The organism is Pannus brasiliensis CCIBt3594, from assembly GCF_036688125.1.
Classification (GTDB): Bacteria; Cyanobacteriota; Cyanobacteriia; order Cyanobacteriales; family Microcystaceae; genus Pannus; species Pannus brasiliensis.
This window is the reverse complement of record NZ_JBAFSM010000013.1, coordinates 89,663-114,206: the sequence shown is the minus strand read 5'-3', so window position 1 is coordinate 114,206 and position 24,544 is coordinate 89,663. Positions and strand designations below refer to the sequence as shown.

The following is a 24,544-nucleotide window of genomic DNA, read 5'->3' as shown; positions in this document are numbered from 1 at the left end:
CAGGAGTCAGGAGTCAGGAGGCAGGAGTCAGGAGGCAGGAGTCAGGAGTCAGGAGGCAGGAGGCAGGAGGCAGGAGGCAGAAGGATAAATCGTGTTTATAGGTAAATATAGAGGTTGTATTCAATAAATTCGATGTTTTTGGGTTTTTACGGGTGGGAAGTGCATCGATCGATTGTCCCCTGTATAATTTACCTGGGGATAGGCTAGGGGGCGCGATCGATGAAAACAGAAAAATTCGACCGAAAATTCGATAATGAGGGGGATACAGTGTTTCCCGATCGGATGCGGTCTATATTACTCCTGCCTCCTGCCTCCTGCCTCCTGCCTTCTCTAATGAGGGTTTCGCTCCCGTTTTTACTATTTTGTGTTTTTTTCTCCGGTTGTAGCGATCGAGCGACCGTGACGACGGTTCCCTCTCCCGTTGTCTCCGTTTCTCCCTCCCCTAGTCCCCCGATCTCGATCGAGGACAAAAAAGAATCCGATCGATACCGTCAGTTAGGCTTACAGTACCGGCGCGCGGGGGATTTTAACAAAAGTATCGACGCGCTGGAAAAATCGGTCGCGTTGAACCCGGAAAATCGATCGGGCCGGGTGATTCTCGGCTGGACACAACATCTCGCGAAACAGCCGGAGAAAGCGAGAGAAACCCTAGAGGAAACGGTGAAACGCTATCCCGATGACGTTCCCGCCTTAAACGCGCTGGGAATCGTCTATTTAGTCGCCGGCGACCTCGATCGGGCGATCGAAACCCACACGCGAGCGGCGCGGTTACAACCGGGTAACGAGATCGCCCACTATAATCGGTCTCTAGCTTACCATCGTCGCGGGGAGTTCGATCGGGCGATCGCCGACGCGACCGAGGCCGCGCGCTTGGAACCGAGTAACCCCCATCCCCTGGTGGCGCTGGCGATGATCTATCGCGATCAGGGAGATACCGCGCGCGCGGGGGAAACGTATAATCGAGCCGTTCGCCTGGATAATCGTTACCGTCAACGTTGGTTTCTCGCGCATCTCGCGGAGGCCGGTTTCAGCCCCGAACAGATCGAGAGTGTGAAAAAATTGTTACAGTAATCCCCATACGAAAAATCCCGATACGAAGACTTCCGGGAGTGTCAACATGGGAAACCGATTTTTTCTCGAAACTTCTCCGGATAGATCCCCGGCTTATTTACTGGTTTTTCACGGCAGTCGCGATCCGCGTCCGGGAATGGCCGCGAACCGATTGGCGGAATTAGTCCGCGCTCGACTCGCGGCGCGGCAAGAAATAGCGATCGCCCGTTCTTCCCCGTCTGTCGCGGTGCGGGAACGGGAGGAACCGCCATTCGTGGCTACCGCGTCCCTAGAACTGACGGAAATTCCCCTCCACCGACAGATCGATCGATGCGCGCGGGTCGCCCGCGAGCGGGGATCGTCCGGATTGTACATTATTCCCCTATTTCTCCTGCGCGGGGTTCACGTTATCGAAGATATCCGCGCCGAAGTCTCTCTCGCTCGATCGAGTTTCCCGATCGAGGTGAAACCTTTCCTCGGCAGTTATCCCGGCATGATCGAGCTAATTTCCCGACAATTCGAGAGATTTCCCACCACCGATCGGATTCTGCTCTCCCACGGTAGCCGTCGCGCCGGCGGGTGTCGGATCGTCGAGTCGATCGCCCGTAGGGTAGCGGCCGTTCCCGCGTATCGATCGATCGAACCGAGCCTATCTTCTAGAATAGAAACCTGTATCGGAAACGGGGCGCGCTCGATCGCCATCCTGCCCTATTTCCTGTTCCCCGGCGCGATCACCGACGAGATCGATCGGGAGATTTTTTCTTTATCACAAAAAAATAAAAATGTCAAGTTCTTTTCGGGCGAACCGCTCGGAGCGACGGAGGAACTGGCGCGCGTTATCGTCGGGGAAACGGTTCGATAAATGGCAAATCGGGTAGCGATCGGGCTGGGCAGTAATTTAGGGAACTCGCGGGAGATTCTGGAGAAATCGATCGGGGAGTTAGGGCGAGCGCGGGGCATTCTCGTGGAGAAAATTTCTCGATACTATCGTACCGTGGCGATAGGTCCGCCACAACCGGATTATCTGAACGCTTGTGTTATTTTACGGGTGGATTTAACGCCCTTGGAATTATTAGACGCGTTATTGGCGATCGAGCGGAAATTCGGTCGGGTTCGTTTGGAGCGGTGGGGGCCGCGAACTCTCGATCTCGATTTGCTGTTATACGATGATTTCGTGTTAGAAACCGCCGAATTAGAGATCCCCCATCCCCGATTTCGCGAGCGCGCTTTCGTTCTCGTTCCCCTCGCGGAAATCGCCCCGGATTGGCGCGATCCCGTCTCGAAACAAACGATCCGCGAATTGAGAGAAAGTGTAGACTGTTCGGGAGTCAGTGTTTGGTAGTATCATCGGGAAGTTATTCCGAGCGCCCGGATTCACCCCGTCAACTTTCCTATATATGATAGAACCGCCACAATTGCTCAAACAGCGTCTCTTTTACCGAGGACGGGTATTTAATTTTGAAGTGTCGCGACTACGCTTACCCAATGGAGTCGAGGGAGAGTGGGAGTGTGTCCGCCATCCTGGAGGCGCGTTAGCCGTTCCCATCACTAACGAGGGAAAATTAGTTCTGGTGCGTCAGTATCGGTTTAGTTTGCAGGGGAGAATTCTAGAGTTTCCCGCGGGAACGATCGATCCGGGAGAAGATCCGGCGACGACGGTAAAACGGGAATTAGAGGAAGAATCGGGCTATCGAGCGAAAGAATGGCAATCTTTAGGGAAATTCCCCCTCGCGCCGGGTTATTCCGATGAATATATCTACGCGTTTCTCGCGCGGGATCTGGAGAAACTGGAAACGCCACCCGAACAGGATATCGACGAGGATCTGGAAGTGGTATTACTAAGTTTCGAGGAGTTCGAGGCGGCGATCGCCCGCGGGGAATCGATCGACGCGAAAACGATCACCGCTTATTATCTCGCGCGGCTGGCTCTTACTTCCGGTTCTTAATTGATTTTCTCGATCATCGTCCGTCCCAACTGCAACACCTCGAACGCGATAAAAAGCCCTAAAATCACGGTAACAGCTTGGTTTAGAAGGGGAATATCGCCTTTTCCAAAAGCGGAGGCGATGAATTTCACGACTACCAACACGAGAGCGCAAATGATGGCGATTTTAACGGCGATCATAATGGATTATTTGGGGGGACGGTCACGGTCAAGTATACTACCCGAACTCGGTTTCCCGTCGCGGGTGACACAAAATGTATCGTTACTCCTCCTGTCAAAATCAAAAATCTCTGGTTGTGACAGGAGACAGGAGTCAGGAGTCAGGAGGAGAAAGGAGAAATCAAGAGGTTATCAAAATATAAAAAGTGTATAGATCGAGAAAATATCCCTGAAAGTATAAAATTTTAGTTTATTTTGACTTTCGACGCTCACGTTCGCGGGATGTCTTTCGATCGCTTTCTTATTTCCCTTTCCCGATAACCGCTAATTCTGGCATCAACTACCCTAGCGATTTATTTTCCCGTTTCGATCGCCTCCCGGACGATTTGGGCGGTAGCGGGCGCGAGTAAGACCCCGTTGCGATAGTGTCCGGTGGCGAGAATCACGTTATCGTAACCGTCGAGTTTCTCGATAACCGGCGCGGGTTTGCCTTCCGGTCGCGGTCGTTTTCCCGACCAAGTACGGACGATCTCGCCGTTTGCCAATTCCGGGCAAAATTCGATCGCTTTCTGCCGAACCTCTTCCAGTAATTCCGCCTCTTCTAACTCGGTGAACTCTACCGTAGCGCCGATCCAATATTCCCCATTACCGAGCGGTACTATATGTATATCATCCCCCGTTAATACCGGTTGGAAGTCTTTCCGTCCTAGATCTCGCGGCAATTTCACCTGTAGAGCCTGTCCGATCACGGGGCGGATTTCCACCGGTCGCGTCAGTTGTCGTGTTAACTCGAAGGAACCGATCCCGGCACAGAGGATCAGGCGATCGATCTCGAAGGTTCCTATTTCCGTGTGAATCGCTTTGCAGTGATGGGTATTCGAGTCATTTACCGCATCGAACTCGAAATTTTCAACTTTTACCCCGAAATGACAATTGACCCCGTTTCTCGCCGCTCCCTCGACGAGCGCGCGGGTGAGGATCGTCGGGTTCACCTGTCGATCGAACCGGGAATAGATCGCGCCGGTCACGCGATCGTCCGTGATTTCCGGGCAGTTTTCCCGTAATTTCTGCCGATCCCAGATTTCTAGTTCTAAACCCTGGCGCTGACGGATACCGGCTAAATTCTGCCAACTCTCTGTATCTTCGTCGGTAAAGCGGAACATCACGATTCCCTGTCGGTTGAAAGGAATCCGTATCCCCGTTACAGATTCTAGTTCGGGAATTAGCGTCTCGTAGCGTTCTAAACTTTTTTGGCGCAGTTTCCAGCCCCTTCCTTTGGTTTTATGGCTGATAGCGCCCATCATAATCCCTAGCGCCGCCCCGGTAGAGCCTTGCCCCGGCGTTTTTTCCTCGAATAGCGAGATCTCTAGTCCCTGTATTTTACCGAGTTCGTAGGCGATCGAGGCGCCGATAACTCCCCCCCCGATAATCGCGATTTTTTCCATAAAAAAAAGCTGGATATGTTCGACCCGGCGTTAAGATCGGCTTTCAGCGGTCAGCTTTTAGCGATCGGCGAATAATCGTTATTCATTAAAAAACGGGCGAGAATTCCTTTTTTGAAAGCTTTAGGGGCGCGAGGTCTCGCGCCCCTACTAGGAATTGTCAGCTGATAGCGGATAGCTAATAGCTAACTAGGAATCAGATTTAAATAAGCGTCGAAATCTTTCAGGGCTTCGTTAAATTGGGCGGCCGCGAGGGAGGACTCTTTTTCTTTCGCCGCCGCGTCAATTCGCTCGAAGTGAACGAAAAGATTTTTCGCTAACTGTTCGGCCTGTGGCTGGTCTTTCGGGAGTAAACTCCGGGAGAGACCGGTCATCGATTGACGGAGTTGACCGAGAGGCCCGTGAATATAGGTACGGGTGTCTACCCAGTTTTTCGAGGCGATGAGGTCTTCGAGGACGCTCATTTTGTCGCGAAACTCCTGGATAGGTTGAACGTACACTTGTAACTGTTCGATTTTTTGAGCGGAATAGGTGGTCGGGATCGTCGCTTGGGGACTACCGCAACTGACCAGCAGGGTGGTTACTAAGACTAGGATGACGGATAGAATCGATCGAAGACGTGGCATCGGCGTATAGGTACTATTCAACAAGGGTATGGATCATTCTCGATTGTCTCACCGAATGTGGCTTTTGGGGAAGTCGGTAGTATCACCGCTCGATCGGGAAGATAGGGAATCAGTCCGCGGCTATAGACTTCTTCTTGAATTTCTCGCGGCATCGATCGAAGGATAACAGGAGGCAATAGGCAGGAGGTGAGGGAGAGAAAAGGTGAAAGGGTAAAGGTGAAAAGATTCAGAAAGCTCTTTTCCCTTTTGCGGGGGCTTTTTTTCCCGAAAAATCTCCCCATCTCCCGAATTACCAATCCTCCCCTCTTCCCTCTAACACTTCCTCCTCTACCCAATCATCTTTGAAGGGTTGTACTACCTTGCCGATCGCGTCCACGACGAAGGCTTTGACGAATTCCTCCTTTCTACTGAGTTGGAATTGGCGCTGTACTACTTCCGTCATGCCGCCATCCCCCCAATCCTGATCGTGTCGGAAATACTCCACGAAACTTTTTCCGGCGATGCGGGTGAGATAGGCCGCGGTCACTCCCTGGATCGCTTTGCCGACGATATAGGTGGCTACATTTAGCTGGAGGACTCTGGCGAGTAATTCTACGGCTCCTTTGACCACTCCCAAACTCACGAGGGTTTTTCCGAGGGAAAACGCTAGTTCTTTGCCCCGATCGCTGTTGATCTCGCACCCGTACACCCGACCGAGTTCGACTACCATCTGCGCGTTTACCGCGGCGGTCGCTAGGAGATCGATGACCGGGAGAGGGGTGACGGCGATCACTCCCGCTCCGATCCATTGATAGCGATCGATAATTTTATCGGCCTGACGACGACGCTGGCGATCGATAATTTTCCGCGCTTCCTCTCCCAATCTCTGCGATTGAAGCAGAATATTATCCGCGACCAGATCTTCCCCTTCCGCGCGTAAAACCGCCGCCAATCGTTTGATTAACGGCACGATATCTGGTTCCGGTTCGAGGATTTGTCCGTTGGCCAGTTGTACCGGTTGCGGGTTGGCGGCGACGGCGATAATATCCCCGGAGAGGATCGATCCTTTTAACCGTTCCCGTAAATGTTTTAAAATCATCTCCCGATCTTCATCGGTATAGAGATCGCTCTTGTTAAAAACCAGTAAAGAACGCTTCCCGATCTCGATCAAACGCGAGAAAGGTTCGTATTCCGATTGTCGGAGATCGTTATCGATGACGAAGATTAATAAATCCGCGCCGGTCGCTAGTTCCCGCGCGATTTTTTCCCGTTGTCCTCCCGCGGTACCGGCTTCGAGAATTCCGGGAGTATCGGTAATCCGGATCTCGCGAGTCACCCCTTTCATTTTCAGGTGATAGGTTTCTCCCTCCTCCGTCGTTCCCATCGTCGCCTCCACATTCCCCACCATCTGACCGAGAAGCGCGTTAATTAGCGAGGTTTTTCCCGCGGAACCCGTCCCGAAAACGACCACGCGCACATCTCCCCGCGCTAGATTTTCCTCGATCTCGCGGGAACGTTGCCAGAGAACCTCGCGCGCTACCCGATCCTGTATTTGTTGAACCTGTTGACGTACCGCTTTCAAGGTTTCCCCGGCCGCTTCGGTTTTCTCGACGGGGAGTTGAATCGGGGGACGGGAGGAGGGACGGAGACCGCGGCGGCCTCTTTTCTGTTGCGGGAGAAAGTAGAAGTAGTAAACGAGGACGTAGATCAGTAAACCGAGCAGGGCGATGATGAGTAAGAGGAGTAAATTCGCCAGGATCGGGGCGGTAAACGCGATCTGGATGTATAGTCGGTAGATAGAGTTGACCAACCAGAGCATGAGTCCGAAAATCAGGCTCAAACCGATGATCAGGGCGGAAAGTTGCGGTAATTTCATCGCGGGTAGCGGGGAGGGCGATCGGTCTAATTCTTTCATAGTACCTTCCCCTCCCCTACCGATGGATACGGGGGTAGGTTAGAACTCTCGCGATGGATCGATCGATCTCGAAAACCCCTGCCGTCTAACCCGTCTTACAAAACTATCGGAAAACCGTGTCCGAATATCGCGTTTCTACTCCGAACGAGCGGAGATAACCCGAATGCTTTCGGTACGATAAATCGATTTTCCCGGTTTTTCGTAGGTAATAAACTCTTCGGCTTCGACGGACACTGCCGCTACAATATGTAACGCGTCCATCGCTCCTAAACCGTATCGAGTCGATTCTTGATAAGCGGCTTCGATTAACGTTTCGACATCGGTAGCCCAGTATGTCACCGCATCAAAGTAAGTCTGATAGAAATCGGCTTCCGCGGTTCTCCCGTTATAAATTGCCTTGGGTAAAACTTCTAGTTTTAGGAAAACGCCAGAGGCGAATTCTCTTCGTGTGTCTCCGAGAATTTCGATCGCTCTATCCGCGCCGTTTCCCACACCCCGCGCGGCCGCGATGAGAACCCCCGAATCGATAAAGGTTCGGATCATTCGATTTTCTGTTGTCCTCCTCGACGTTCCTCGACTTCTCGATCGATCTCCTCGTCACCGAGTAAAGGAATACCGGAATCGATAATCTTTTGACGGATTTTCCGTAGTTTTTCCCCTAATGGTGAGATAGCGGAAACTCGATCGCTCTCGTTTTTTTGCCGATTGTTAGTAATTCCTGTCATCTTCCGCAAATCTCCGATCGCTCGCGTTTTCTAGAATATCGAGATCGTGTCGCGGGAAACGGCATCGACAGACCGTAGGGTGGGTTCGGCACGGCGAAAATCTCGAAACTCGATAATAAAATTATAACCGTACTGTAACTCACCACCCGGAACCCCGATAATAGGATTAGCGTTGTCAATTCCGCGCGTGGGTCTAATGACGATCGATTTCCCTTCCGAACCGAACACCAAGAGCGCCCCGATCGCCGATTTCCCGTTGATTCAGGTGGTCAATTTACAGAAAAATTACGGTAAATTCGCCGCCGTGAGGGGAATTAACTTCGAGGTGTACCCCGGCGAGGTTTTCGGGTTAATCGGCCCCGATGGCGCGGGAAAAACCAGTACCTTTCATATCCTCGGTGGGGTGATGGAAGCGTCGGGGGGAACCGCGGACGTTTTCGGTAAAAAGCCGCGGAATGCCCGTCTCGATATCGGGTATTTAACCCAACAATTCTCGCTGTATCTCGATCTGAGTATCGAGGAGAATCTGCGCTACGTGGCGGGATTGCGAAAGGTGTCGGAAACGGATTACCGTCCGCGTCGCGATAAATATTTAAAACTGATGAACCTCGATCGGGTGAGCGATCGATTAGCCGGTCAACTTTCCGGGGGAATGAAGCAGAAATTGGCTCTCTGTTGCGCTCTTATCCCGCGACCGAGAGTATTACTGCTCGATGAACCGACTACGGGGGTAGATCCCGTCTCCCGGCGGGAATTCTGGGATATTCTGGCGGCGCTCGCGAGCGAGGGAATGACGATCGTGGTGGCGACTCCCTACCTCGATGAAGCGGAGCGCTGTCACCGCATCGCTCTGATGTACGAGGGACAGATCCGGGAGATCGGCACGCTGGCACAATTGCGGGAAAAATCGGGATTACGGCGGTTGGAAGTGCGATCGAGCGATATTCCCGCGACGGAAGCGGCTTTACTCGCTCTCGTGGACGGGGAAACGATCGCGGACGTGCAGACTTTCGGCGATCGATTGGACGTGTTGAGCGCGAACCCGGAGAGGGCCCGCGACGTGTTAACCCGTCAATCCCTCCCCCTCAGCGACCTACAGATCACCGATGTCACGCTAGAAAACGTCTTCGTGACCCGTTTACGGCAGGAGGGTTCCGATCCGCCGTTTATCCCTCTTCCAAGCGGGAAATCGCGTTCTCTAGCGGGAAAAGGAATCGCGATCGGCGCGCGGGATCTCCGGAAAACTTTCGGCAATTTTCGGGCGGTCAAAGGCGTTACCCTAGAAATTCGCTACGGGGATATTTACGGCCTTCTCGGCGCGAACGGCGCGGGAAAAACCACGACGATTAAAATGCTCTGCGGCTTACTTCCCGCGTCCGGGGGCGAGATTTCCCTCGCGGGACGGAGCCAAGACCTCCGAGATCCCGATTTACGCCGTAGAATCGGTTATATGAGTCAGAAATTCACGCTATACGACGATCTGAGCGTGAGGGAAAATCTCGAATTTTACTGCGGGGTGTACGGGGTTCCGTCGCGTTCGCGGCGCGAGAAAATCGATTGGGTGCTGGAAATCTGCGGCCTGACGGGACAGGAAAAAATGCTGACCGGACGACTGCCGGGGGGATGGAAACAGCGCGTGGCTTTCGGCGCGTCGGTGATGCACGAACCGGAGATCCTGTTTCTCGACGAACCGACCTCCGGGGTCGATCCCCTCGCGCGGCGACAATTCTGGCGTTTGATTAACGATCTGGCGCGACGGGGGACGGCGATTTTAGTGACCACGCACTATCTAGAAGAGGCCGAACAGTGTAATCGGATGGGTTTTATGGTCGCGGGAGAAGTGGTGATTCAGGGTTCGCCGGGAGAGATTAAAGCGGCACAACCGGGACAGTTAATCGAATTACGGCTCGATCGACTCCAGCGCGGTTCCGATTTACTGAAAAACGAATTAGAATCCTGGCGCGTGTCGATTTTCGGCGATCGATTACACGTCGTTCTCGATCGACCGGAACTCGAGATCCCGGAGATTAAAAATATTCTAACGGGGGCGGGAATTCAGGTTTTATCGGCCCGATCGATTCCCTTCTCGTTAGAAGACGCGTTTATCAGTGTCGTACAGAGAACGGAAGCGGGTACAGCCCATCTAGCGGAATAAAGTTATGAAAAGAATTCTCTCCCAATGTCGGAAGGAACTGGCGCAATTCCGTCGCGATCGTCTCACTCTCGCGCTCGCGTTTATCCTACCGATTATGACTTTGTTTATTTTCGGTTTCGCGATCCGATTGGAGGCGAAGGATATTCCGCTTTTCGTTCAGGATCTCGATCGATCCGTCCTGAGTAGACAGTATAGCGATCGACTGTTCGCGACCAATTTCTTCACTCCCGTCACTTGGGAAGGCGATCCGGAAGTCGCGTTAGACCGAAGTATCGCCCGTGCGATCGTGATTATCCCCCCCGATTTTAGTCGGAGGGTGAAAGCGAATAAAACCGCGGAAATTCAGGCGATCGTCGATGGAACCGATGCCAACAATGCCCGCGTGATCCGCAATAGTATTAAAGCCACCACAAGGTCTTTTCTTCAAGCGGAAAACCTGATTACTGAATCTACTCCTATTCAAACCGAAATCCGCTTTTGGTTCAATCCGGGACGTAAGGAATCGCTGTATATCGTGCCGGGAGTTTACGCGGTCGTCTTGTGGATTTTCCCCTCGCTGTTGTCGGCGATTGCGATGGTACGGGAAAAGGAAAAGGGAACGATTTTACAGGTGTACGCTTCCGATTTGAGCGCGGGGGAATTGATTCTCGGTAAGTCTCTCGCCTATTTAATCGTCGCGTCGGGAATAGCGATCGGGGTGATGGTTTTAGGGAGTCTAGTTTTTCAATTACAATTCGCGGGCGATCCGACCCCGTTACTATTGGGAACTCTCTTCTATTTATGGGCGGCCGTTATGTTCGGATTGATGTTAGGCGCGCGGACGAGTAATCAGAATTCGGCGGTACAAGGGGTTTCTTTAGTGGGATTCCTCACCGCTTTATTACTCAGCGGATTTATTTACCCGTTAAGTAATATTCCCTTCCCGTTATCCCTCGTCTCTAATATCGTTCCCGCGCGCTATTATATCGAGATCACGAGAGACGCTTTCGTTCGGGGAATTGGATGGCCGAGTGTCGGGTCGAGCGTTTTCATTATCTTATTATTAGGGATGGGGTTATTTATGGTAGCTCGAAAAGCTCTATCTCGAATGCAATTAGGAGATTAAAAGATGTTACTTCAATTTTTTACCAGTCGATTCTGGGCGTTAGCCCGAAAAGAGCTTCGGCAAATCTTACGAAATAAACAGTTGATATTTCTATTAATTGTTCCGCCGACGCTCCAGTTATTAATCTACGGGTTCGCACTCAATCCGGATGTCCATCATATTAAGTTGGGAGTGGTGGATTACGCGGGAACGGCCGAGAGTCGATCGCTGGTAGCCGCTTTTACCGAAAATCGGATTTTTGACGCGGATCTGATTACTTTTAACGAGAAGGACTTAGCCCGACAGGTAGAGACAGGAGAATTAACCGCTGGTTTAATTATTCCTCCTGATTTCAGTCGGGATATAGCTAACGGCAAAACCGCGGAAGTTCAAGTTTTTATCGATGGGGTGGACGCGAATACCGCGGGCATATCCGGTGGTTATATCAATCAGATCGTGCAAGCGTTCGGAACGGGCGATCGAAATCAAACTTCGGAACTTCCCGTCTCGACAAACGTGATCTTTTTCTACAATCCAGGATTAAGTAGTAGCTGGTTTTTCGTCCCCGGAGTGATGGGATTGGTGTTAACTCTGATCGGTTCGATCGTTTCCTCGATCACCGTGGTTCGGGAAAAAGATACCGGAACTCTCGAACAATTATTAATGACTCCCGCTTCCGCTTGGGAGATTTTACTAGCGAAAGTCGTCCCGTTATTCATGCTATTATTAGGCGATGTTTTCTTAGCCTTAACTATTGGAAGAGTGATTTTTGCCGTCCCGTTTCGGGGAAACTTTTTCCTATTTATAGGATTATCTAGCCTGTACGTTTTCGTCGGTATCGGGGTGGGAATTATGCTCGCTACCCTCTGTCGATCGCAACAACAGGTCGTTTTAACCACGTTTTTTATCAACCTACCGATGGTACAATTGTCGGGAGCGATCGCCCCGATCGAAACCATGCCGAAATTCTTTCAATACATCTCTCTCGCGAATCCCTTACGACACTATATCGCCATCATCCGGGGAATTCTTTTAAAAGGTGTCGGGTTAGAAGCGTTATGGATTCACGCGCTCGCGTTGGCCGGTTTCGCGGTCGTCCTTTTAACCATCAGCGCGACCCGTTTCCGCAATCAGTTAAGCTAATCCCCTGATTGACGAATAAAACTCTCGCGCTCCTCGTTGATTCGTAAGCGTGTATAGACGACGATTAGGTACTTTTTTGAGAGGTCTTATCTATCCGCGATAAGATGGGGGAGTGCCTTCCGTCTCCCGTCTACTATGCTACCCAAACCTAACAAACTCTGGAATCCGAAAAATTGGGCGAGTTGGAAGCCCTTCGGCATCGGGGAACAGTACCCGAACAACTATTGGGAAGTATTCCGCGCCGTTTTCGAGAATATCGACGAATTTCCCTACGCGTGGGAGATTCTGAATCGGGGGGTCTGCGATGGCTGTTCCCTCGGTACGACGGGGATGAAAGACTGGACGACCGACGGACTGCACCTATGCAACGTGCGCTTACGGTTACTGCGCTTGAACACGATGCCCGCGTTCGATCCGGGGATTTTGAGCGATGTTTCCCGATTACAGGGCAAAACGAGCGCCGAACTCCGGGAAATGGGACGATTACCCTATCCTATGCGTCGGGATAAGGGAGATAAGGGATTCCGTCGGATTAGTTGGGAAGAAGCGCTAGAAACGATTAGCGATTCCATCCGGCAGACGACCCCGCGAAAAATCGGTTTCTACGTCACCAGTCGCGGCACGGTGAACGAGACTTATTATGCCACACAAAAAGCGGCGAGGGCGATCGGCACGAATAACGTCGATAACGCGGCGCGAATCTGTCATTCTCCCAGTACCGGCGCGCTGAAATCCACTCTCGGGGTTGCGGCGACTACCTGTTCTTATAAAGATTGGATCGGCACGGATTTACTGGTATTTATCGGCTCGAACGTGGCGAACAATCAACCGGTAACGGTGAAATATTTACACTGGGCGAAAAAAGCGGGAACTCGCATCGTCGTGATCAATACCTATCGCGAACCCGGTATGGAACGCTATTGGGTTCCCTCGATTCCCGAGAGCGCGTTATTCGGGACGAAATTCGCCGAGGATTTCTTTTTAATTAACACGGGCGGCGATATTCCTTTCCTGAACGGGGTGATGAAACACATCCTCGAAAATGACTGGCTCGATCGCAATTTTGTCGATAATTATACCAACAAGTTCGACGAATTGCAAGCTTATTTACAATCCTTATCTTGGTCAGAATTAGAAACCCTTTCCGGCGCGTCGAGAGAGGAAATGTACGCGTTCGCGGAGATGGTCGGTCAGGCGAATAAAGCGGTTTTCGTCTGGAGTATGGGGATTACCCAACACGAATGCGGCGAGGATAACGTAAAAGCCATTATTAATCTAGCGCTCACGAAAGGTTTTGTCGGGCGCGAGGGATGCGGATTAATGCCGATCCGCGGTCACTCCGGGGTACAGGGTGGCGCGGAAATGGGCTGTTACTCGACGGTGTTTCCAGGGGGTCGATCGATCACCCCCGAAACCGCCGGGGAGATGGAAAAATTATGGGGCTTTTGCGTACCCACCGAACGGGGATTAATCGCCTCGGAAATGATCGATACCGCGGCGGAAGGAGAATTAGACGTGTTAGTTTCCGTCGGGGGAAATTTCCTCGAAGTTCTCCCCGATCCGGAATACGTGGAAGCGGCGTTATTAAAGATTCCCCTGCGGGTTCATTACGACATTATCCTGTCGAATCAGATGTTGTTGGAACCGAAGGAAACGGTGATTTTACTTCCCGCGACGACTCGCTACGAAATCGCGGGAGGGGTGACGGAAACCACTACCGAGAGACGGGTGATCTTTAGCCCGGAAATCCAAACGGGACGGATCGGGGAAGCTCGATCGGAGTGGGAAGTTTTTCTAGAGTTAGCGCGTCGGGTTCGGCCCGATCGAGCCGATAAATTAACCTATCAAAATACCGCCGAACTACGCCGAGAAATCGCCCGAATTGTCCCCCAATACGCGGGAATTCAACACCTGAAAGAAGCGGGCGATCAATTTCAATACGGTGGCGCGCATCTGGCTTTCGGCTGGAAATTTAATACTCCCGACGGCAAAGCGAATTTCTCCCTGTTAACCTCGGATAAAAAACCGATTCCCGACGGTTATTTTCTCGTTACCAGTCGTCGCGGGAAACAGTTTAATAGTATGGTTCAGGAGAAACGGGATCAGATTACCGGCGCGGTACGGGAGGCGATTTTGATGAATCCCGCGGACGCGGAAAAGTTAGGATTGAAAGAAGGCGATCGAGTGCGATTAAAAAATCTCTTCGGCGAGTACGAGGGTAATATTTACACCGCACCGGTGAAACCGAGTAATTTACAGGTTCACTGGCCGGAAGGAAACGGATTACTCGATAAAAGTAAACGTTCCCTCGAAGGAGTTCCCGACTATAACGCGATGGTTTCCGTGGAGAGAATCTAGGGAAAAAAAACCGTTCATTCCCCCTCGTTGGCCGACGTTTTTCGCCGCCGACAGCGTTCCGAACAATACTTCACCTCGTCCCAACAGCGTTCCCATTTCTTCCGCCAGGTAAAGGATAAACCGCAGACGGGACAGATTTTACTCGGGAGGTCGGATTTCGATCGATGTCGTGCCATACACTTTTCGCGGGATTCAAGTAGATCGCGTGGAGTAAAGTAAAACCCAACAATTAGAGAGTTTCTGTTCCCCTTTATTCAGCGTTTCGATAAAAAGTTAAATGGGTATTACCGTATTTTTTCTGCCGACAAATGGTTAATCCCTCGATCTCGATCGCTGTCCAGAATTTCGGATCGTGTTCAACGGCGATCTCCCCGTTTTCCTCTAGTAATCGGTAGGTAACGATCGCCTCTAAAACCGATCGATACAACCCACTCTCGTAGGGAGGATCGAAATAAATCCGATCGAACTTTTCGCCCGCTAACCTCTCTACATACTTCACCGCATCACCGCGTAGAACTTGAAACTTCCCATCGGAATCCGCAACATTCCGCCAATTCTGTTGAATAACCTCGCAAGCCTTCCCCGATTGTTCGATGCCGATAACTTTCCCCGCCCCTCGACTTAACGCTTCCGCTCCCATCGCCCCGCTACCCGCGCAGAGATCCAGCCAGCGACAACCGGAGATCGATCCCTGCCAGATATTAAATAACGCTTCCCGAACCCTCGCCGTGGTGGGACGGGTGAGTTGTCCGGGGAGAGTTTTTAGCGATCGGGAACCGTGGATTTTCATACACTTAAAATGCAAAATCGTTCAATCGTTTTTGAAGCATATCCGGGAAAAGCGCGTAGTATCTTTGGTTGAGAGGGGAAGGATGGGGTAGGGGCATTAAAACCGCGGGCTTCTGGTGCGAAACTCCCGCATCGTCGGTCGCGGTTAACGTGATTCGCAGTTTGTTATAAAAGCGATCGCCCTGGAGGAAAAAGCGATCGACTTCCCCCGGTTTGCCGTAGGGAGTGAACCATTTACAGGCTTCCGTCCCCAGCGTGATAATGTGATCCCCCTGCCAGTGCAGGACGAGAAGCTGTTCGATAAACGGTCGGAATCGCGCTTTCACTTCTTCGGAATACGCTTTATTTCCCGGCGGTTTGTAGGGGACGGTATTGGTGAGGAAAATCCGATCGAGAACCGCTAACAATTCCGCTTTATTCTTCGGTTTCCGTCCCTGCCACGCGAGAAAAAATCCCTCGCGAACGAGCGTTCCGGCCGCCCCGATCAACGGCTGTCCCTCGCGCACTTCATCGCGTCCCAAATCGCGGCCGAAAAAACACAGTTGACTCTCCAGATTGCCCGCGTAAAGGACGGGTTGTCGGGGATCTTTTTTCGCGGATTCGTAGATGGGGGTATCGATGGGAAAGGATTCGCGTTCGGCCTCTCGACGAACTCGATCGATCAGGGTGGCAATATCTGACATTCGTTCTCTTCGCGACTTTTAACGGGTTTCCATTCTATCGTAATTTCCCTTATTTCTTGATCACCTCTTCCGCTTCCTGAAGGATTTCCAGTACCTTTTCCGCGTCGATGAGACGCTTGAGAACCACCTGGCCGATCGTCGGGACGGTATCGGCGATCGCTGTACTCCCCGGCGCGACTTCCAACATGATCACCGCGTCTTCCACCTCGTAGAGCCATAAAACCTGCTCTCCCTCCAAAATCCCGAGATTCCGACGCGTTATCTTCGGCGGCCGCCGCCAGGTATTCGCGTGATCCCATAAACCGCCGAACTCCCACACCCGTCCGATCGTCCATCCCGCCGACAGAAAAAAATACTTCACGTTGTTCTTGACCGGTAAATAAAACGTTACATTTTAATTCCAGTCCATTCTAGACCGATTCGGCCCGATCGCCGCGACGAAATCTAATCCGGGGTATTTTCGGCGTTTTATCGGCGTTCCCACTTCCTAGAGCGCTCGATGACCTCTGGCGAGATAGTGTTCGTCTAGAGAGCGTCGGAGCATCATGGTTTAGGTGGGAAACCGAGTTTTTTTCGGGAGGCGAGGGGGTTGCAAACACGCCCTCGCTAGAACAGATGCACCGGTATTTCGAGACCGTTCATTAACCGTGAGCGAAGGTAATCCGATCTCCCCTAAAGACCTAACCGAGAGACAATGGCAACGGTTAAAATCCTTGTTGCCCGAACCGAGTCCCCGAGGCGGACGACCGGCGAGAGACCACCGTACCGCGATGAACGGCATCCCGTGGATTCCCCGCGCGGGAGATTCCGTGGCGTGACCCGCCCGACCGTTACGGGGCGAGGTCAACCGGCCGTATCCCGATGAGAACTCCGGGAAATCGGGATTAATACCAATCCTCGGTACTCTGGAAAATCGAGGTATCCGGGAACATGGTGGGATTGCCCGACTCGTCTAATTTTCGGCGGAGTGCCTGTAACTGTTTATTTCCCGCCAGAAAATCACCCTCCACTAACTGATAGGGAAGCACGTTATTATTCAGCGCGAAAACCGCCGTGATTCCCGCGGCCGCGCCGGATGACCACTCGAAGGAATGGACGCGATAGGCCGCCGCCGCGATGTGGCTGAGGGCGATACTTTTCCCGGCTACCAGCAAATTATCTATCTTTTGGGGGATGATCGCCCGCAAGGGGATTTCAAAGGGATAAGCTTGCCCCTGTCCCTGCCTTTCTCCCGCTTTTTCCGTATTTCCCGGTTTTTCTGGGGGAGATTCGGTCATGCAGGGGTGAAAATCGATCGCGTAGTGACCGATACCCACGGAATCGGGGTAAATCGTAGAGCGTTTACGCTTCACCGCTTTATCGGGCGATAACGTGCCGTCTAACACCGAAAATCCTTCTAAACCCGATATAGTGGCGATTAGGCGGCGATACTCGTCGGGAGATAAGTTCTTACGGTAAAAATCCGACTGATAGTTCTGTCGGGAAATATCGAGTTCGGTGACGGTAAAACCATCTTTAAACGTCAGGGAAGGACGGCCGATAATCCGTCGCGCCTCGCGAATATAGGGATATTTCGATAAACCGTGAGCCGTCCCCATCGGCGAATCGAGTCCGGAGAGATAGCGGTTATTCGGGTGGGGAACTTTCACCCCGTCCCCGAGTTGGGAATCGGTGGTTCCCTCGACTAACCAGTAATAGTAAGAGAGCGCGTGTTCTTCCCCGCGCGCGAGGGTTTCCGTCCGCAGTCCTCCCATCCAGCCACCGGGGGATAACTGCCCCATCTGTTGTAATTGGTCGCGGGTGTAGATGAAATTATCCCGCGAGGTTCCCGGACGGTAATCGTTCCCCCACGTCCAATTCTGCATGGAGATGTCACCGGGGACGGGTTCGTTAAAGGTGATACCGCCAAAGGTTTTCTGGTTGCCGAGTCGGGGACTATAGATACGGCGGTAGGCGAATACGAGGTCGAAATCGGCTAATCGGGGGAGTTCGTAGCTGAAATAGGGCGCGTAACGGTCATAGTAACCGGGTTTCTCGTGGGTTTGCGGTTTATCCGTTTCCTGCATCGCGAAGGTGTAGGTAAAGCCTTGGGTGCAGTAGGGGTCGCCGGTAACGCTAGAGGACGAGGGTTCGAGATAACTCTTGGGATCGATGCCTAAACGGTAGGGAATATCCGCTAATCCGATAATTTCCCCCGTTTCCGTCGCCTCGATGACGTACCAATCGGCCAGTTGATTCGTTTTTTTCGATTTCGGGACGAAGCGGATAATGGTTTTCTCGAAACGACTGGAGTTCTCGTAACGATACATATCCTCTATCTTCCGCGAGAGGAATTCGGTATTGAGCGGGGGGGTTCCTTTCGCGGGGGAGTGTTGGATGGCGATAACGCTGGTGATTTGGGTTCCGCTTCCCCGGTTGGGAAGGGTTTCGATATTTAAATCTTTGACGACGGTGGAGGGAAACCATTTAAAGGTTCCCTTGCCTTTTTTGGCCGCGTCCTGTAGTTGTTGGAAGAGTAATTGATGGCCGTCTCGCGGTAGGAAACAGGAACCGCTTACCCAACATTCTCCGGGGTTGCGTTTGCCGTAATGGTCTTTAATACGCTCGCGGAATTCTAGATAGCCTTTGGGGAAGAAGAGTTTTTCTCGCTGGGTTCGTCTCTCGTCTAGCGCGGAGGTTCCTTGAGAGGATATCTGTCCCCCCACCCAGTCGGTAATTTCGGTCATACAGACCGTTTTTCCGGATAGTAGTGCCTCGTAAGCGGACGCGGAACCGGATAATCCTCCCCCGACGACGAGAATATCGCAATCGACGGTTTTCTCGGGTTCTCTAGGGGGGGTCGCGTCAGCGAAGGGGGTGAAGAGGTGGAGAAGAAGTACCCCTATGGGTAAGGATTTTAGGGGTTTCCAACGTTTATTGGCAATTTTCGAGAGCATTATCGAGATCTATCTATGTTTCAAGATGAATGTTTCCAGTTTCTTTGATAAACATCGCGGGGGATCTGTTCCCTTTTCTAGAAGGCCCGATCGAGCTTAGGATCGATGTAGGGAAGGGTCGCGCGTTTTTACAATACGGGGATAATCTTTAGACTACCGATGGTCATGTCGAATTCGATCGAGAACACCGCGAACCTGCAACGATGGCGAGCGGCGCTGGAAGAGACGGGACTCGCGGAAACGTTACGGGGGGAGGGGCCTTTTACTATTTTCGCCCCGATCGACACGGCGTTCGATCGCCTTCCCGAAAATCTCCGCCGGATTTCCCGAGAGGACGCGGACCGATGGAAACGGATTATCGCCTATCATATCGGGTTCGGCGACGTTCGATCGGACGACCTCGCCCAAATCACGGAAGTGATGACGATGGAAGGTTCGGTTATCGCGGTGGAGAGAGACGGGGGAAAATTTAAACTGAACGACGCGACCGTGATTACCCCCGATATTTTAGTCGATAATGCCGTGATTCACGTTATCGATACGGTATTAAGTCCCGCGTTAGTGCTGACGGAGTGACGGGGATTAATAAATATAAATCGCTCCCTGTTTGTTGAGGTTGAAAGTGGTATACCCCGGCTCGCCTTTAGCCGTCTTCGTCACCGTAACGATGGCGGTATTATCCGCGCCCACCTCGACAGTGAAGCGTAAATTAGCCACATCGCGACTCGACGGGGATTCGGAACGATTGATGAGAATATACGCGGGAATGGTGAAATCTTGCAGGGTGGTACTTTCCCCCGGTTGGACACGTTGCGGGGAAGAATCGATATTAGCCGATAGATCGTAATCTAGGTTTATATCGGTGTTATTGACGATTTTTATCCGAACGGGACGCTTTATGTCTACCCTCGCGACCGGTTGCCAGGGGCCGGGTTGATAGGTGGACGCGGGGGGAGTTTGCGCGGGTCCGGAGACGGGAAAGGACAGGCCGAGGGTAACGAGTAAGGGTATGGCGAGAGCGCGATAGGGTTTCATCACAAGATTTCCTACTAGGGTATCGATCGAGTTTTTTTCTATTTTAATGACTAGAGACAAGAAATTCCGCGGTCGGGATCGATCGATCCCGCGCTTATTTTTCTGTCTCCTGTCCGGTTGACAAAAATTTTTTCTCTCTAGACCGACCGATTCCCGCGACGCGGATAGCGATCGAATGTTTACTTTACTTACCCCCGGTTCACTTGCCTAAAAGTTCTTTTCGACGGGAAAGCCGGAGCGTTTGAAGGTCGGATTTTTCGAGGCGTTAGAATCTCGATCGATTCTGAGGTTAAAGGGAACAGGGAACAGGGAAGGCATCTTCTCGGGGATTGAAACCCCGAGAAGACGCGATCGCCCCGAGGAGACGGGACTTCCGATCCGTTGGTCGGCCCTTAGAAACGAACAGGCAACCAATTTTGGATTCGACCAAAAGTTCTTACGATTTCCCGTTGCCCGTTCCCTGTTCCCCCGACCGAAGGCCGGTGACTTTCCCGGTCTATCGGTCAGGACAGAGCCTCGATCCCGCTCTCTAGCGCGACCCGCTCGCGGAGTTATCGGCCATTTTCTACTCGAATCCATCCCCATTATTCTGTCAAAATCTAGTCAACTTATAACAATTTTTGATATTTTAATTATCATTTTTTCGTCATGGGATAGATTGGGCATATTTGACATATTTTCCGTATCTCTCTCCCGTGTTCTCTGCTACAAGATATTTTTCAAACTCCGATCCCACCGTCGATCGAGAGACATCAACCTCGCGAGGGATGAAGGCTCCTGTATTTTTAAATATTCTGAATTACGACCGCTCGCGTAGATAGAAACGCGAACTATCGTTTCCGGAAATCATCCTGTATGCTAGTCGCTCCCCGTTCTTCTTCTAGTGGTTCGTTATCGATCGAGCGAGATTTTGTCTTACTATTAACGGCAACGATCGACATCAAGGGAATGCCGAAAGCCTATCCCACCGTCCCCGAACAACGCCAGGAAGATTATTGTAATTCCCTACGCTATTACCTGAATAACCATCCTCGCGTTACTAAAATTCTCTTCGTGGAGAATTCGGGCTGGCCGTTGGATCGATTGCGAGAGGTGGCCACGGAAAACCCCGATCGGAAACAAGTAGAATTTATTTCCTTAAACGCGAATCATTTCCCCCGAGCGTTCGGCAAGGGCTACGGGGAAAATTTATTGATCGAACAGGGAGTCTTACAATCGAATCTCGTCCGGGAATCTTCTTATATTGGTAAAATCACCGGTAGAATTTACCTGTTAAATTTAACCGAAATATTAACGAATATCGATCGAGAATTCGATTGTTTATGCGATTTTAAAGAACCGTATTTCAAACAAATCACGGGAGTGAAAGATTCCATCCCCTACGCGGATACCCGATTTTTAGTCTTCCGGAAATCGTTTTACCACGAGTACATTCAACCCCTACACGCTCGGCATCGGCAGGGGTGCTTTTATAGCGAGCATCAGTACCGCCGCGCGATCGAGCTTGCCGCTCCCTCGACGCAGGTGTTGAAGCGATTTCCCATCGAGCCGCGATTCTCGGGGATCGCGGGACATTTTCAGGGAAAAAACTACGATAGTCATCCCGAACGGGTAAAATTCGCCGTTCGTTCCCTGTCTCGCTCCCTGCTCCCGTGGTTATATCTCTAGCCCGATCGGGGGTTGACAGAATCCCGTTCCTATGTATACAGCGAATCGATCGAGAGAAGTCACCGGCTCGATCGATTTTTTCATGCGGATGGAGGGACTCGAACCCACACATCAAAGACACTAGAACCTAAATCTAGCGCGTCTACCAATTCCGCCACATCCGCGAGAACGCACCGATTACTATCATAACACGCGATAGGATAAGTGGGGGGCTATTCCGAATATTTTCTCGTTAATAAGCGAATTCATAAGCTACAAAACCCTATTTAAAAGGATTCTCGGTACAGGGAGGCGCGTGTATGCTCGACCATCTACTCGACGGAAATTTTTTCTCGTTACCCGTTCCGTTACTCGGTTTCGTGTTCCGATCCCCCGGCCCCATTCTGTTTGAATTCGGGCCCGTCTCGGTTCGCTGGTACGGATTTTTAATCGCGACCGCGGTATTACTCGGCGTTACTCTCTCGCAGTACCTCGCCAAACGTCGCTCGATCGATCCCGAGCTGATCGGCGATCTCGCGATCTGGCTGGTAATCGGGGCGATTCCGGGGGCGCGTCTCTATTATGTCCTCTTCCAGTGGCGGGAATACGCCAGTCACCCCGCGGATATTATCGCCATTTGGAAGGGAGGCATCGCCATTCACGGCGCGATTATCGGCGGCTCGATCGCCGCCTGGCTTTTCGCCCGTTATCACCGCGTTTCTCTGTGGCAGTTGCTCGATCTCGTCGCTCCTTCCCTGATTCTCGGCCAGGCGATCGGCCGTTGGGGCAATTTCTTCAACTCCGAAGCTTTCGGCGCTCCCACGAATCTCCCCTGGAAATTGTTCATCCCGCCCGCAAATCGACCGTTACAATACGTTTCCGTCGATTATTTCCACCCTACCTTTCTCTACGAATCGATCTGGAACCTAGGCGTTTTTATCCTCCTGCTGTGGCTCTTTTTCCGCGGCTTAAAACGTCCGGGTACGCTGAAAGTCGGCACGTTAGCGCTCGTTTACGCGGTCGCTTATAGTTGCGGTCGTTTCTGGATCGAGGGACTACGCACCGATAGTTTACTGTTCGGCCCTCTGAAAATGGCGCAGATCGTCAGTTTAGGGGCGATCGCTCTCGGTCTTTTCGGTCTTTTCTGGCTCTACAAGCTGAATCGCCCCCTTCCCGACGTTTCCCGCTCCGCCACCTCGGAACTTTAAAGGGTGTAGGGGGTAGGATAAAGGGCTTAAAAGTAGTCTTTTCCCTGTTCCCCTTCCCCTTTTCCACCAAAAAACTCCTCTATCTCGTTAAAACACTTCCCCCGTCCAACTACCGTGTAAACCGTAGGGGATATGGTGTTTTAGGTGAGCGATCGCCACGGGAGTCGTTAAGTCTCTCGCGTCGAGAATTACCAAGCTCGATCGATGTTTGGCCGCGTCGTACATCGGCGCTAACAGCCAACCGTCATCTTCCTCGGTTCCGCCCGGTTTCGGCACGAAGATCGGCTCGCCGGCGAATCCTCTCGGCGCGAAGGAGTGTAACTGCCGTTTCCCGGTTTGCAGATCCAGCTTTAAAATCGCCTGTAAGGGGGCGTTTCCCGTCGGCGAATGCGCGGTGCCGATGTAGAGATAACGGTAATCGCGGCCGACTCGATCGGGGTGTAGGGTGGGAAATTCACAACAACGGCTCTCGATTAACTCTTTTTTCACCGAATTAGCCTGTAAATCCACGGTGAACCGCCATAAACGCCCCGGATCTAACGCCTCGAAATTTGCCTCTTTATAACTGCTATCGGGATCGACTCGCGGGAGGGAATCGTAGCAGATCGAGTCGATACAGACGGTATTCTCGCGCTCGAAGGCGTTAGCGTGGTGGAACACGAACCCGGACGGGATCTCGACTACTTTCACGTCCTCGTGAGGGGGACGACGGGGAATCAGGATAATTCGCGTGTTTTGATTCGCCTCGTAGGTCACGCACTCGCCCGCGCCTTTTAGACCGAGTAAGTAGGGAAAAGGATTAAAACTAACGGGATTCTGGAAGAAAATGCAGTAATTCGGGGTAATGGCGAAATCGTGGATGAAGGAAAAACCGGGGAGGCTGTGGGAGTGACGGCGGAGTAATTTTCCCGCGCGATCGAATTCAAAAATGGTAAATTGACTCGATAATCCGGGTTTAGCGGCGAAATTAACCAAACAGGGCCTATCGTCATCGAAAAGACAACCCGGATCGATACGGGGGTGGGCGGAGAAAGGATCGCCTTCCTGTAAGATACCGTCGAGATAGTCCGGCCCGATCGTGTCGAGAGTCCGCGGATCGAGGCGGTAGGGTTCGGCCGCTTCCCAGAGAGCGAGCAGTTTATCGCCCCAGTAGAGAATATTAGTATTGGCGATATTTTTTAGCCGAAAATCGAGAGCGTTCGCCCACCATCCCCCCGGCTTCATCGTGCCGAAAACGCCCCGGTATAGGGGTTTTCCCGCCGCTTTTTCCCGTATATACGCCTCGGTGCGGACGTAACGGTTCCGATAGTGAACGCGGCCGTTGTCGAAGGTGAACGCGCTGATCATACCATCGCCGTCGAAAGGGTGGGCGATCGGCGTTCCCCCGATGTCGAGTAAACCCGGCCCGTTGCGGAAGAGGGTTCCCCGGAGTTCGACGGGAATCTGTCCCTCGATCTCCCCGACGGGATAATCGTACTCGTCGGGTTGGGATTCGTAGCCTCTTTGCCAGTCTTGTCGGTTATAGGATTTTTCGGTGATCGATTCGGTGATCGCGGTGGTTTTTCCCATAAGTGTCGCGCGCGCGTGTCCTGTACTTTACATAGCTTAACGTGGGACGGGAGACGGGAGCGATGTCCGTAGGGCGGGAAATCTCGATCGCTTTGA

The 24,544-nt window shown here is 52.0% G+C and carries 25 protein-coding genes and 1 tRNA gene; 12 read left to right on the top strand and 14 right to left on the bottom strand.

Features of this window, described 5'->3' with window-relative positions; translation table 11 throughout:
- The first annotated feature begins 333 nt into the window (after positions 1 to 333).
- From V0288_RS08895 to V0288_RS08880, 4 genes are read left to right on the top strand one after another with little or no spacing between them, the layout of a single operon-like run.
- Positions 334 to 1,071, top strand: coding sequence for a tetratricopeptide repeat protein (locus V0288_RS08895; protein WP_422661939.1), 738 nt, complete (start codon positions 334 to 336; stop codon positions 1,069 to 1,071).
- 46 nt (positions 1,072 to 1,117) lie between these two features.
- A complete protein-coding gene (locus tag V0288_RS08890; RefSeq protein ID WP_332864723.1) occupies positions 1,118 to 1,912 on the top strand; it encodes a sirohydrochlorin chelatase in 795 nt (264 codons plus the stop codon).
- Complete coding sequence (gene folK / locus V0288_RS08885) at positions 1,913 to 2,392, top strand: 2-amino-4-hydroxy-6-hydroxymethyldihydropteridine diphosphokinase (RefSeq protein ID WP_332864722.1); 480 nt, start codon at positions 1,913 to 1,915, stop codon at positions 2,390 to 2,392.
- A gap of 55 nt (positions 2,393 to 2,447) precedes the next feature.
- Positions 2,448 to 2,996, top strand: coding sequence for an NUDIX hydrolase (locus tag V0288_RS08880; RefSeq protein ID WP_332864721.1), 549 nt, complete (start codon positions 2,448 to 2,450; stop codon positions 2,994 to 2,996).
- On the opposite strand, the gene V0288_RS08875 is transcribed toward V0288_RS08880, so the two are convergent.
- The 6 genes from V0288_RS08875 to V0288_RS08850 all read right to left on the bottom strand — a co-directional run bounded on the left by V0288_RS08875 (position 2,993) and on the right by V0288_RS08850 (position 7,841).
- Positions 2,993 to 3,175 carry a hypothetical protein gene (locus V0288_RS08875; protein WP_332864720.1) on the bottom strand — a complete coding sequence of 61 codons (183 nt, stop codon included), beginning with the start codon at positions 3,173 to 3,175 and terminating at the stop codon, positions 2,993 to 2,995. The genes V0288_RS08880 and V0288_RS08875 overlap by 4 nt on opposite strands.
- Before the next feature lie 332 nt (positions 3,176 to 3,507).
- Entirely contained in the window at positions 3,508 to 4,599 is a 1,092-nt protein-coding gene (locus tag V0288_RS08870) for an NAD(P)/FAD-dependent oxidoreductase (RefSeq protein ID WP_332864719.1), read from the bottom strand.
- A 182-nt stretch (positions 4,600 to 4,781) separates the two neighbouring features.
- Positions 4,782 to 5,222 (bottom strand): photosystem II protein PsbQ, encoded by a 441-nt coding sequence (gene psbQ, locus V0288_RS08865; protein ID WP_332864718.1) that lies wholly within the window; start codon positions 5,220 to 5,222, stop codon positions 4,782 to 4,784.
- A gap of 289 nt (positions 5,223 to 5,511) precedes the next feature.
- Complete coding sequence (locus V0288_RS08860; RefSeq protein ID WP_332864727.1) at positions 5,512 to 7,077, bottom strand: YcjF family protein; 1,566 nt, start codon at positions 7,075 to 7,077, stop codon at positions 5,512 to 5,514.
- Between the two features lie 174 nt (positions 7,078 to 7,251).
- Entirely contained in the window at positions 7,252 to 7,659 is a 408-nt protein-coding gene (locus V0288_RS08855; RefSeq protein WP_332864717.1) for a hypothetical protein, read from the bottom strand.
- A complete protein-coding gene (locus V0288_RS08850) occupies positions 7,656 to 7,841 on the bottom strand; it encodes a hypothetical protein (protein WP_332864716.1) in 186 nt (61 codons plus the stop codon). The genes V0288_RS08855 and V0288_RS08850 overlap by 4 nt, the downstream gene beginning before the upstream one ends.
- A gap of 196 nt (positions 7,842 to 8,037) precedes the next feature.
- Here V0288_RS08850 and V0288_RS08845 point away from each other — a divergent pair, with 196 nt between their 5' ends.
- The 4 genes from V0288_RS08845 to V0288_RS08830 all read left to right on the top strand — a co-directional run bounded on the left by V0288_RS08845 (position 8,038) and on the right by V0288_RS08830 (position 14,581).
- On the top strand, positions 8,038 to 9,996 hold the full coding sequence (locus V0288_RS08845; protein ID WP_332864715.1) for an ATP-binding cassette domain-containing protein: 1,959 nt from the start codon (positions 8,038 to 8,040) through the stop codon (positions 9,994 to 9,996).
- Positions 9,997 to 10,000: 4 nt separating this feature from the next.
- Complete coding sequence (locus tag V0288_RS08840) at positions 10,001 to 11,101, top strand: ABC transporter permease (protein WP_332864714.1); 1,101 nt, start codon at positions 10,001 to 10,003, stop codon at positions 11,099 to 11,101.
- Between the two features lie 3 nt (positions 11,102 to 11,104).
- The gene (locus tag V0288_RS08835) at positions 11,105 to 12,223 is read left to right on the top strand and encodes an ABC transporter permease (RefSeq protein ID WP_332864713.1); all 1,119 of its coding nucleotides are present in this window, start codon (positions 11,105 to 11,107) and stop codon (positions 12,221 to 12,223) included.
- Positions 12,224 to 12,358: 135 nt separating this feature from the next.
- On the top strand, positions 12,359 to 14,581 hold the full coding sequence (locus V0288_RS08830) for an FdhF/YdeP family oxidoreductase (protein ID WP_332864712.1): 2,223 nt from the start codon (positions 12,359 to 12,361) through the stop codon (positions 14,579 to 14,581).
- 14 nt (positions 14,582 to 14,595) lie between these two features.
- Here V0288_RS08830 and V0288_RS08825 read toward each other — a convergent pair whose 3' ends face one another.
- The 4 genes from V0288_RS08825 to V0288_RS08810 form a co-directional block, all read right to left on the bottom strand.
- Positions 14,596 to 14,757 (bottom strand): DUF2256 domain-containing protein, encoded by a 162-nt coding sequence (locus V0288_RS08825; RefSeq protein WP_332864711.1) that lies wholly within the window; start codon positions 14,755 to 14,757, stop codon positions 14,596 to 14,598.
- Positions 14,758 to 14,831: 74 nt separating this feature from the next.
- The gene (gene rsmD / locus V0288_RS08820; RefSeq protein WP_332864710.1) at positions 14,832 to 15,371 is read right to left on the bottom strand and encodes a 16S rRNA (guanine(966)-N(2))-methyltransferase RsmD; all 540 of its coding nucleotides are present in this window, start codon (positions 15,369 to 15,371) and stop codon (positions 14,832 to 14,834) included.
- A 4-nt stretch (positions 15,372 to 15,375) separates the two neighbouring features.
- Positions 15,376 to 16,053, bottom strand: a complete 678-nt coding sequence (locus V0288_RS08815; RefSeq protein ID WP_332864709.1) for a uracil-DNA glycosylase family protein — start codon at positions 16,051 to 16,053, stop codon at positions 15,376 to 15,378.
- A gap of 49 nt (positions 16,054 to 16,102) precedes the next feature.
- A complete protein-coding gene (locus V0288_RS08810) occupies positions 16,103 to 16,414 on the bottom strand; it encodes a hypothetical protein (protein WP_332864708.1) in 312 nt (103 codons plus the stop codon).
- Positions 16,415 to 16,700: 286 nt separating this feature from the next.
- Between V0288_RS08810 and V0288_RS08805 the strand changes: the two genes are divergently transcribed.
- The gene (locus V0288_RS08805; RefSeq protein ID WP_332864707.1) at positions 16,701 to 16,871 is read left to right on the top strand and encodes a transposase; all 171 of its coding nucleotides are present in this window, start codon (positions 16,701 to 16,703) and stop codon (positions 16,869 to 16,871) included.
- A 66-nt stretch (positions 16,872 to 16,937) separates the two neighbouring features.
- Here V0288_RS08805 and V0288_RS08800 read toward each other — a convergent pair whose 3' ends face one another.
- Positions 16,938 to 18,989 carry an FAD-dependent oxidoreductase gene (locus V0288_RS08800; RefSeq protein WP_332864706.1) on the bottom strand — a complete coding sequence of 684 codons (2,052 nt, stop codon included), beginning with the start codon at positions 18,987 to 18,989 and terminating at the stop codon, positions 16,938 to 16,940.
- A 159-nt stretch (positions 18,990 to 19,148) separates the two neighbouring features.
- Here V0288_RS08800 and V0288_RS08795 point away from each other — a divergent pair, with 159 nt between their 5' ends.
- On the top strand, positions 19,149 to 19,565 hold the full coding sequence (locus tag V0288_RS08795) for a fasciclin domain-containing protein (RefSeq protein ID WP_332864705.1): 417 nt from the start codon (positions 19,149 to 19,151) through the stop codon (positions 19,563 to 19,565).
- Positions 19,566 to 19,571: 6 nt separating this feature from the next.
- Here the strand turns inward: V0288_RS08795 and V0288_RS08790 are convergent, their stop codons facing one another.
- On the bottom strand, positions 19,572 to 20,024 hold the full coding sequence (locus tag V0288_RS08790; protein WP_332864704.1) for a hypothetical protein: 453 nt from the start codon (positions 20,022 to 20,024) through the stop codon (positions 19,572 to 19,574).
- An 855-nt stretch (positions 20,025 to 20,879) separates the two neighbouring features.
- Between V0288_RS08790 and V0288_RS08785 the strand changes: the two genes are divergently transcribed.
- Positions 20,880 to 21,692, top strand: a complete 813-nt coding sequence (locus V0288_RS08785) for a hypothetical protein (RefSeq protein WP_332864703.1) — start codon at positions 20,880 to 20,882, stop codon at positions 21,690 to 21,692.
- Positions 21,693 to 21,775: 83 nt separating this feature from the next.
- Here the strand turns inward: V0288_RS08785 and V0288_RS08780 are convergent.
- Positions 21,776 to 21,856 (bottom strand) — tRNA-Leu (locus tag V0288_RS08780).
- A 135-nt stretch (positions 21,857 to 21,991) separates the two neighbouring features.
- Here V0288_RS08780 and lgt point away from each other — a divergent pair.
- Positions 21,992 to 22,879 (top strand): prolipoprotein diacylglyceryl transferase, encoded by an 888-nt coding sequence (gene lgt / locus V0288_RS08775; protein WP_332864702.1) that lies wholly within the window; start codon positions 21,992 to 21,994, stop codon positions 22,877 to 22,879.
- Positions 22,880 to 22,966: 87 nt separating this feature from the next.
- Here lgt and V0288_RS08770 read toward each other — a convergent pair whose 3' ends face one another.
- A complete protein-coding gene (locus tag V0288_RS08770; protein WP_332864701.1) occupies positions 22,967 to 24,448 on the bottom strand; it encodes a carotenoid oxygenase family protein in 1,482 nt (493 codons plus the stop codon).
- Between the last annotated feature and the right edge of the window lie 96 nt (positions 24,449 to 24,544).

What these genes read in the sequence shown, in the direction of transcription:
- V0288_RS08785 (WP_332864703.1), top strand. Translation starts at nt 20,880, where the DNA reads ATGCTAGTCGCTCCCCGTTCTTCTTCTAGTGGTTCGTTATCGATCGAG.
- V0288_RS08880 (WP_332864721.1), top strand. Translation starts at nt 2,448, where the DNA reads ATGATAGAACCGCCACAATTGCTCAAACAGCGTCTCTTTTACCGAGGA.
- V0288_RS08795 (WP_332864705.1), top strand. Translation starts at nt 19,149, where the DNA reads ATGGTCATGTCGAATTCGATCGAGAACACCGCGAACCTGCAACGATGG.
- folK (WP_332864722.1), top strand. Translation starts at nt 1,913, where the DNA reads ATGGCAAATCGGGTAGCGATCGGGCTGGGCAGTAATTTAGGGAACTCG.
- V0288_RS08830 (WP_332864712.1), top strand. Translation starts at nt 12,359, where the DNA reads ATGCTACCCAAACCTAACAAACTCTGGAATCCGAAAAATTGGGCGAGT.
- V0288_RS08875 (WP_332864720.1), bottom strand. Translation starts at nt 3,175, where the DNA reads ATGATCGCCGTTAAAATCGCCATCATTTGCGCTCTCGTGTTGGTAGTC.
- V0288_RS08890 (WP_332864723.1), top strand. Translation starts at nt 1,118, where the DNA reads ATGGGAAACCGATTTTTTCTCGAAACTTCTCCGGATAGATCCCCGGCT.
- V0288_RS08860 (WP_332864727.1), bottom strand. Translation starts at nt 7,077, where the DNA reads ATGAAATTACCGCAACTTTCCGCCCTGATCATCGGTTTGAGCCTGATT.
- V0288_RS08870 (WP_332864719.1), bottom strand. Translation starts at nt 4,599, where the DNA reads ATGGAAAAAATCGCGATTATCGGGGGGGGAGTTATCGGCGCCTCGATC.
- V0288_RS08850 (WP_332864716.1), bottom strand. Translation starts at nt 7,841, where the DNA reads ATGACAGGAATTACTAACAATCGGCAAAAAAACGAGAGCGATCGAGTT.
- V0288_RS08800 (WP_332864706.1), bottom strand. Translation starts at nt 18,989, where the DNA reads ATGCTCTCGAAAATTGCCAATAAACGTTGGAAACCCCTAAAATCCTTA.
- lgt (WP_332864702.1), top strand. Translation starts at nt 21,992, where the DNA reads ATGCTCGACCATCTACTCGACGGAAATTTTTTCTCGTTACCCGTTCCG.
- V0288_RS08815 (WP_332864709.1), bottom strand. Translation starts at nt 16,053, where the DNA reads ATGTCAGATATTGCCACCCTGATCGATCGAGTTCGTCGAGAGGCCGAA.
- psbQ (WP_332864718.1), bottom strand. Translation starts at nt 5,222, where the DNA reads ATGCCACGTCTTCGATCGATTCTATCCGTCATCCTAGTCTTAGTAACC.
- V0288_RS08825 (WP_332864711.1), bottom strand. Translation starts at nt 14,757, where the DNA reads ATGGCACGACATCGATCGAAATCCGACCTCCCGAGTAAAATCTGTCCC.
- V0288_RS08835 (WP_332864713.1), top strand. Translation starts at nt 11,105, where the DNA reads ATGTTACTTCAATTTTTTACCAGTCGATTCTGGGCGTTAGCCCGAAAA.
- V0288_RS08895 (WP_422661939.1), top strand. Translation starts at nt 334, where the DNA reads ATGAGGGTTTCGCTCCCGTTTTTACTATTTTGTGTTTTTTTCTCCGGT.
- rsmD (WP_332864710.1), bottom strand. Translation starts at nt 15,371, where the DNA reads ATGAAAATCCACGGTTCCCGATCGCTAAAAACTCTCCCCGGACAACTC.
- V0288_RS08790 (WP_332864704.1), bottom strand. Translation starts at nt 20,024, where the DNA reads ATGAAACCCTATCGCGCTCTCGCCATACCCTTACTCGTTACCCTCGGC.
- V0288_RS08840 (WP_332864714.1), top strand. Translation starts at nt 10,001, where the DNA reads ATGAAAAGAATTCTCTCCCAATGTCGGAAGGAACTGGCGCAATTCCGT.
- V0288_RS08770 (WP_332864701.1), bottom strand. Translation starts at nt 24,448, where the DNA reads ATGGGAAAAACCACCGCGATCACCGAATCGATCACCGAAAAATCCTAT.
- V0288_RS08855 (WP_332864717.1), bottom strand. Translation starts at nt 7,659, where the DNA reads ATGATCCGAACCTTTATCGATTCGGGGGTTCTCATCGCGGCCGCGCGG.
- V0288_RS08845 (WP_332864715.1), top strand. Translation starts at nt 8,038, where the DNA reads ATGACGATCGATTTCCCTTCCGAACCGAACACCAAGAGCGCCCCGATC.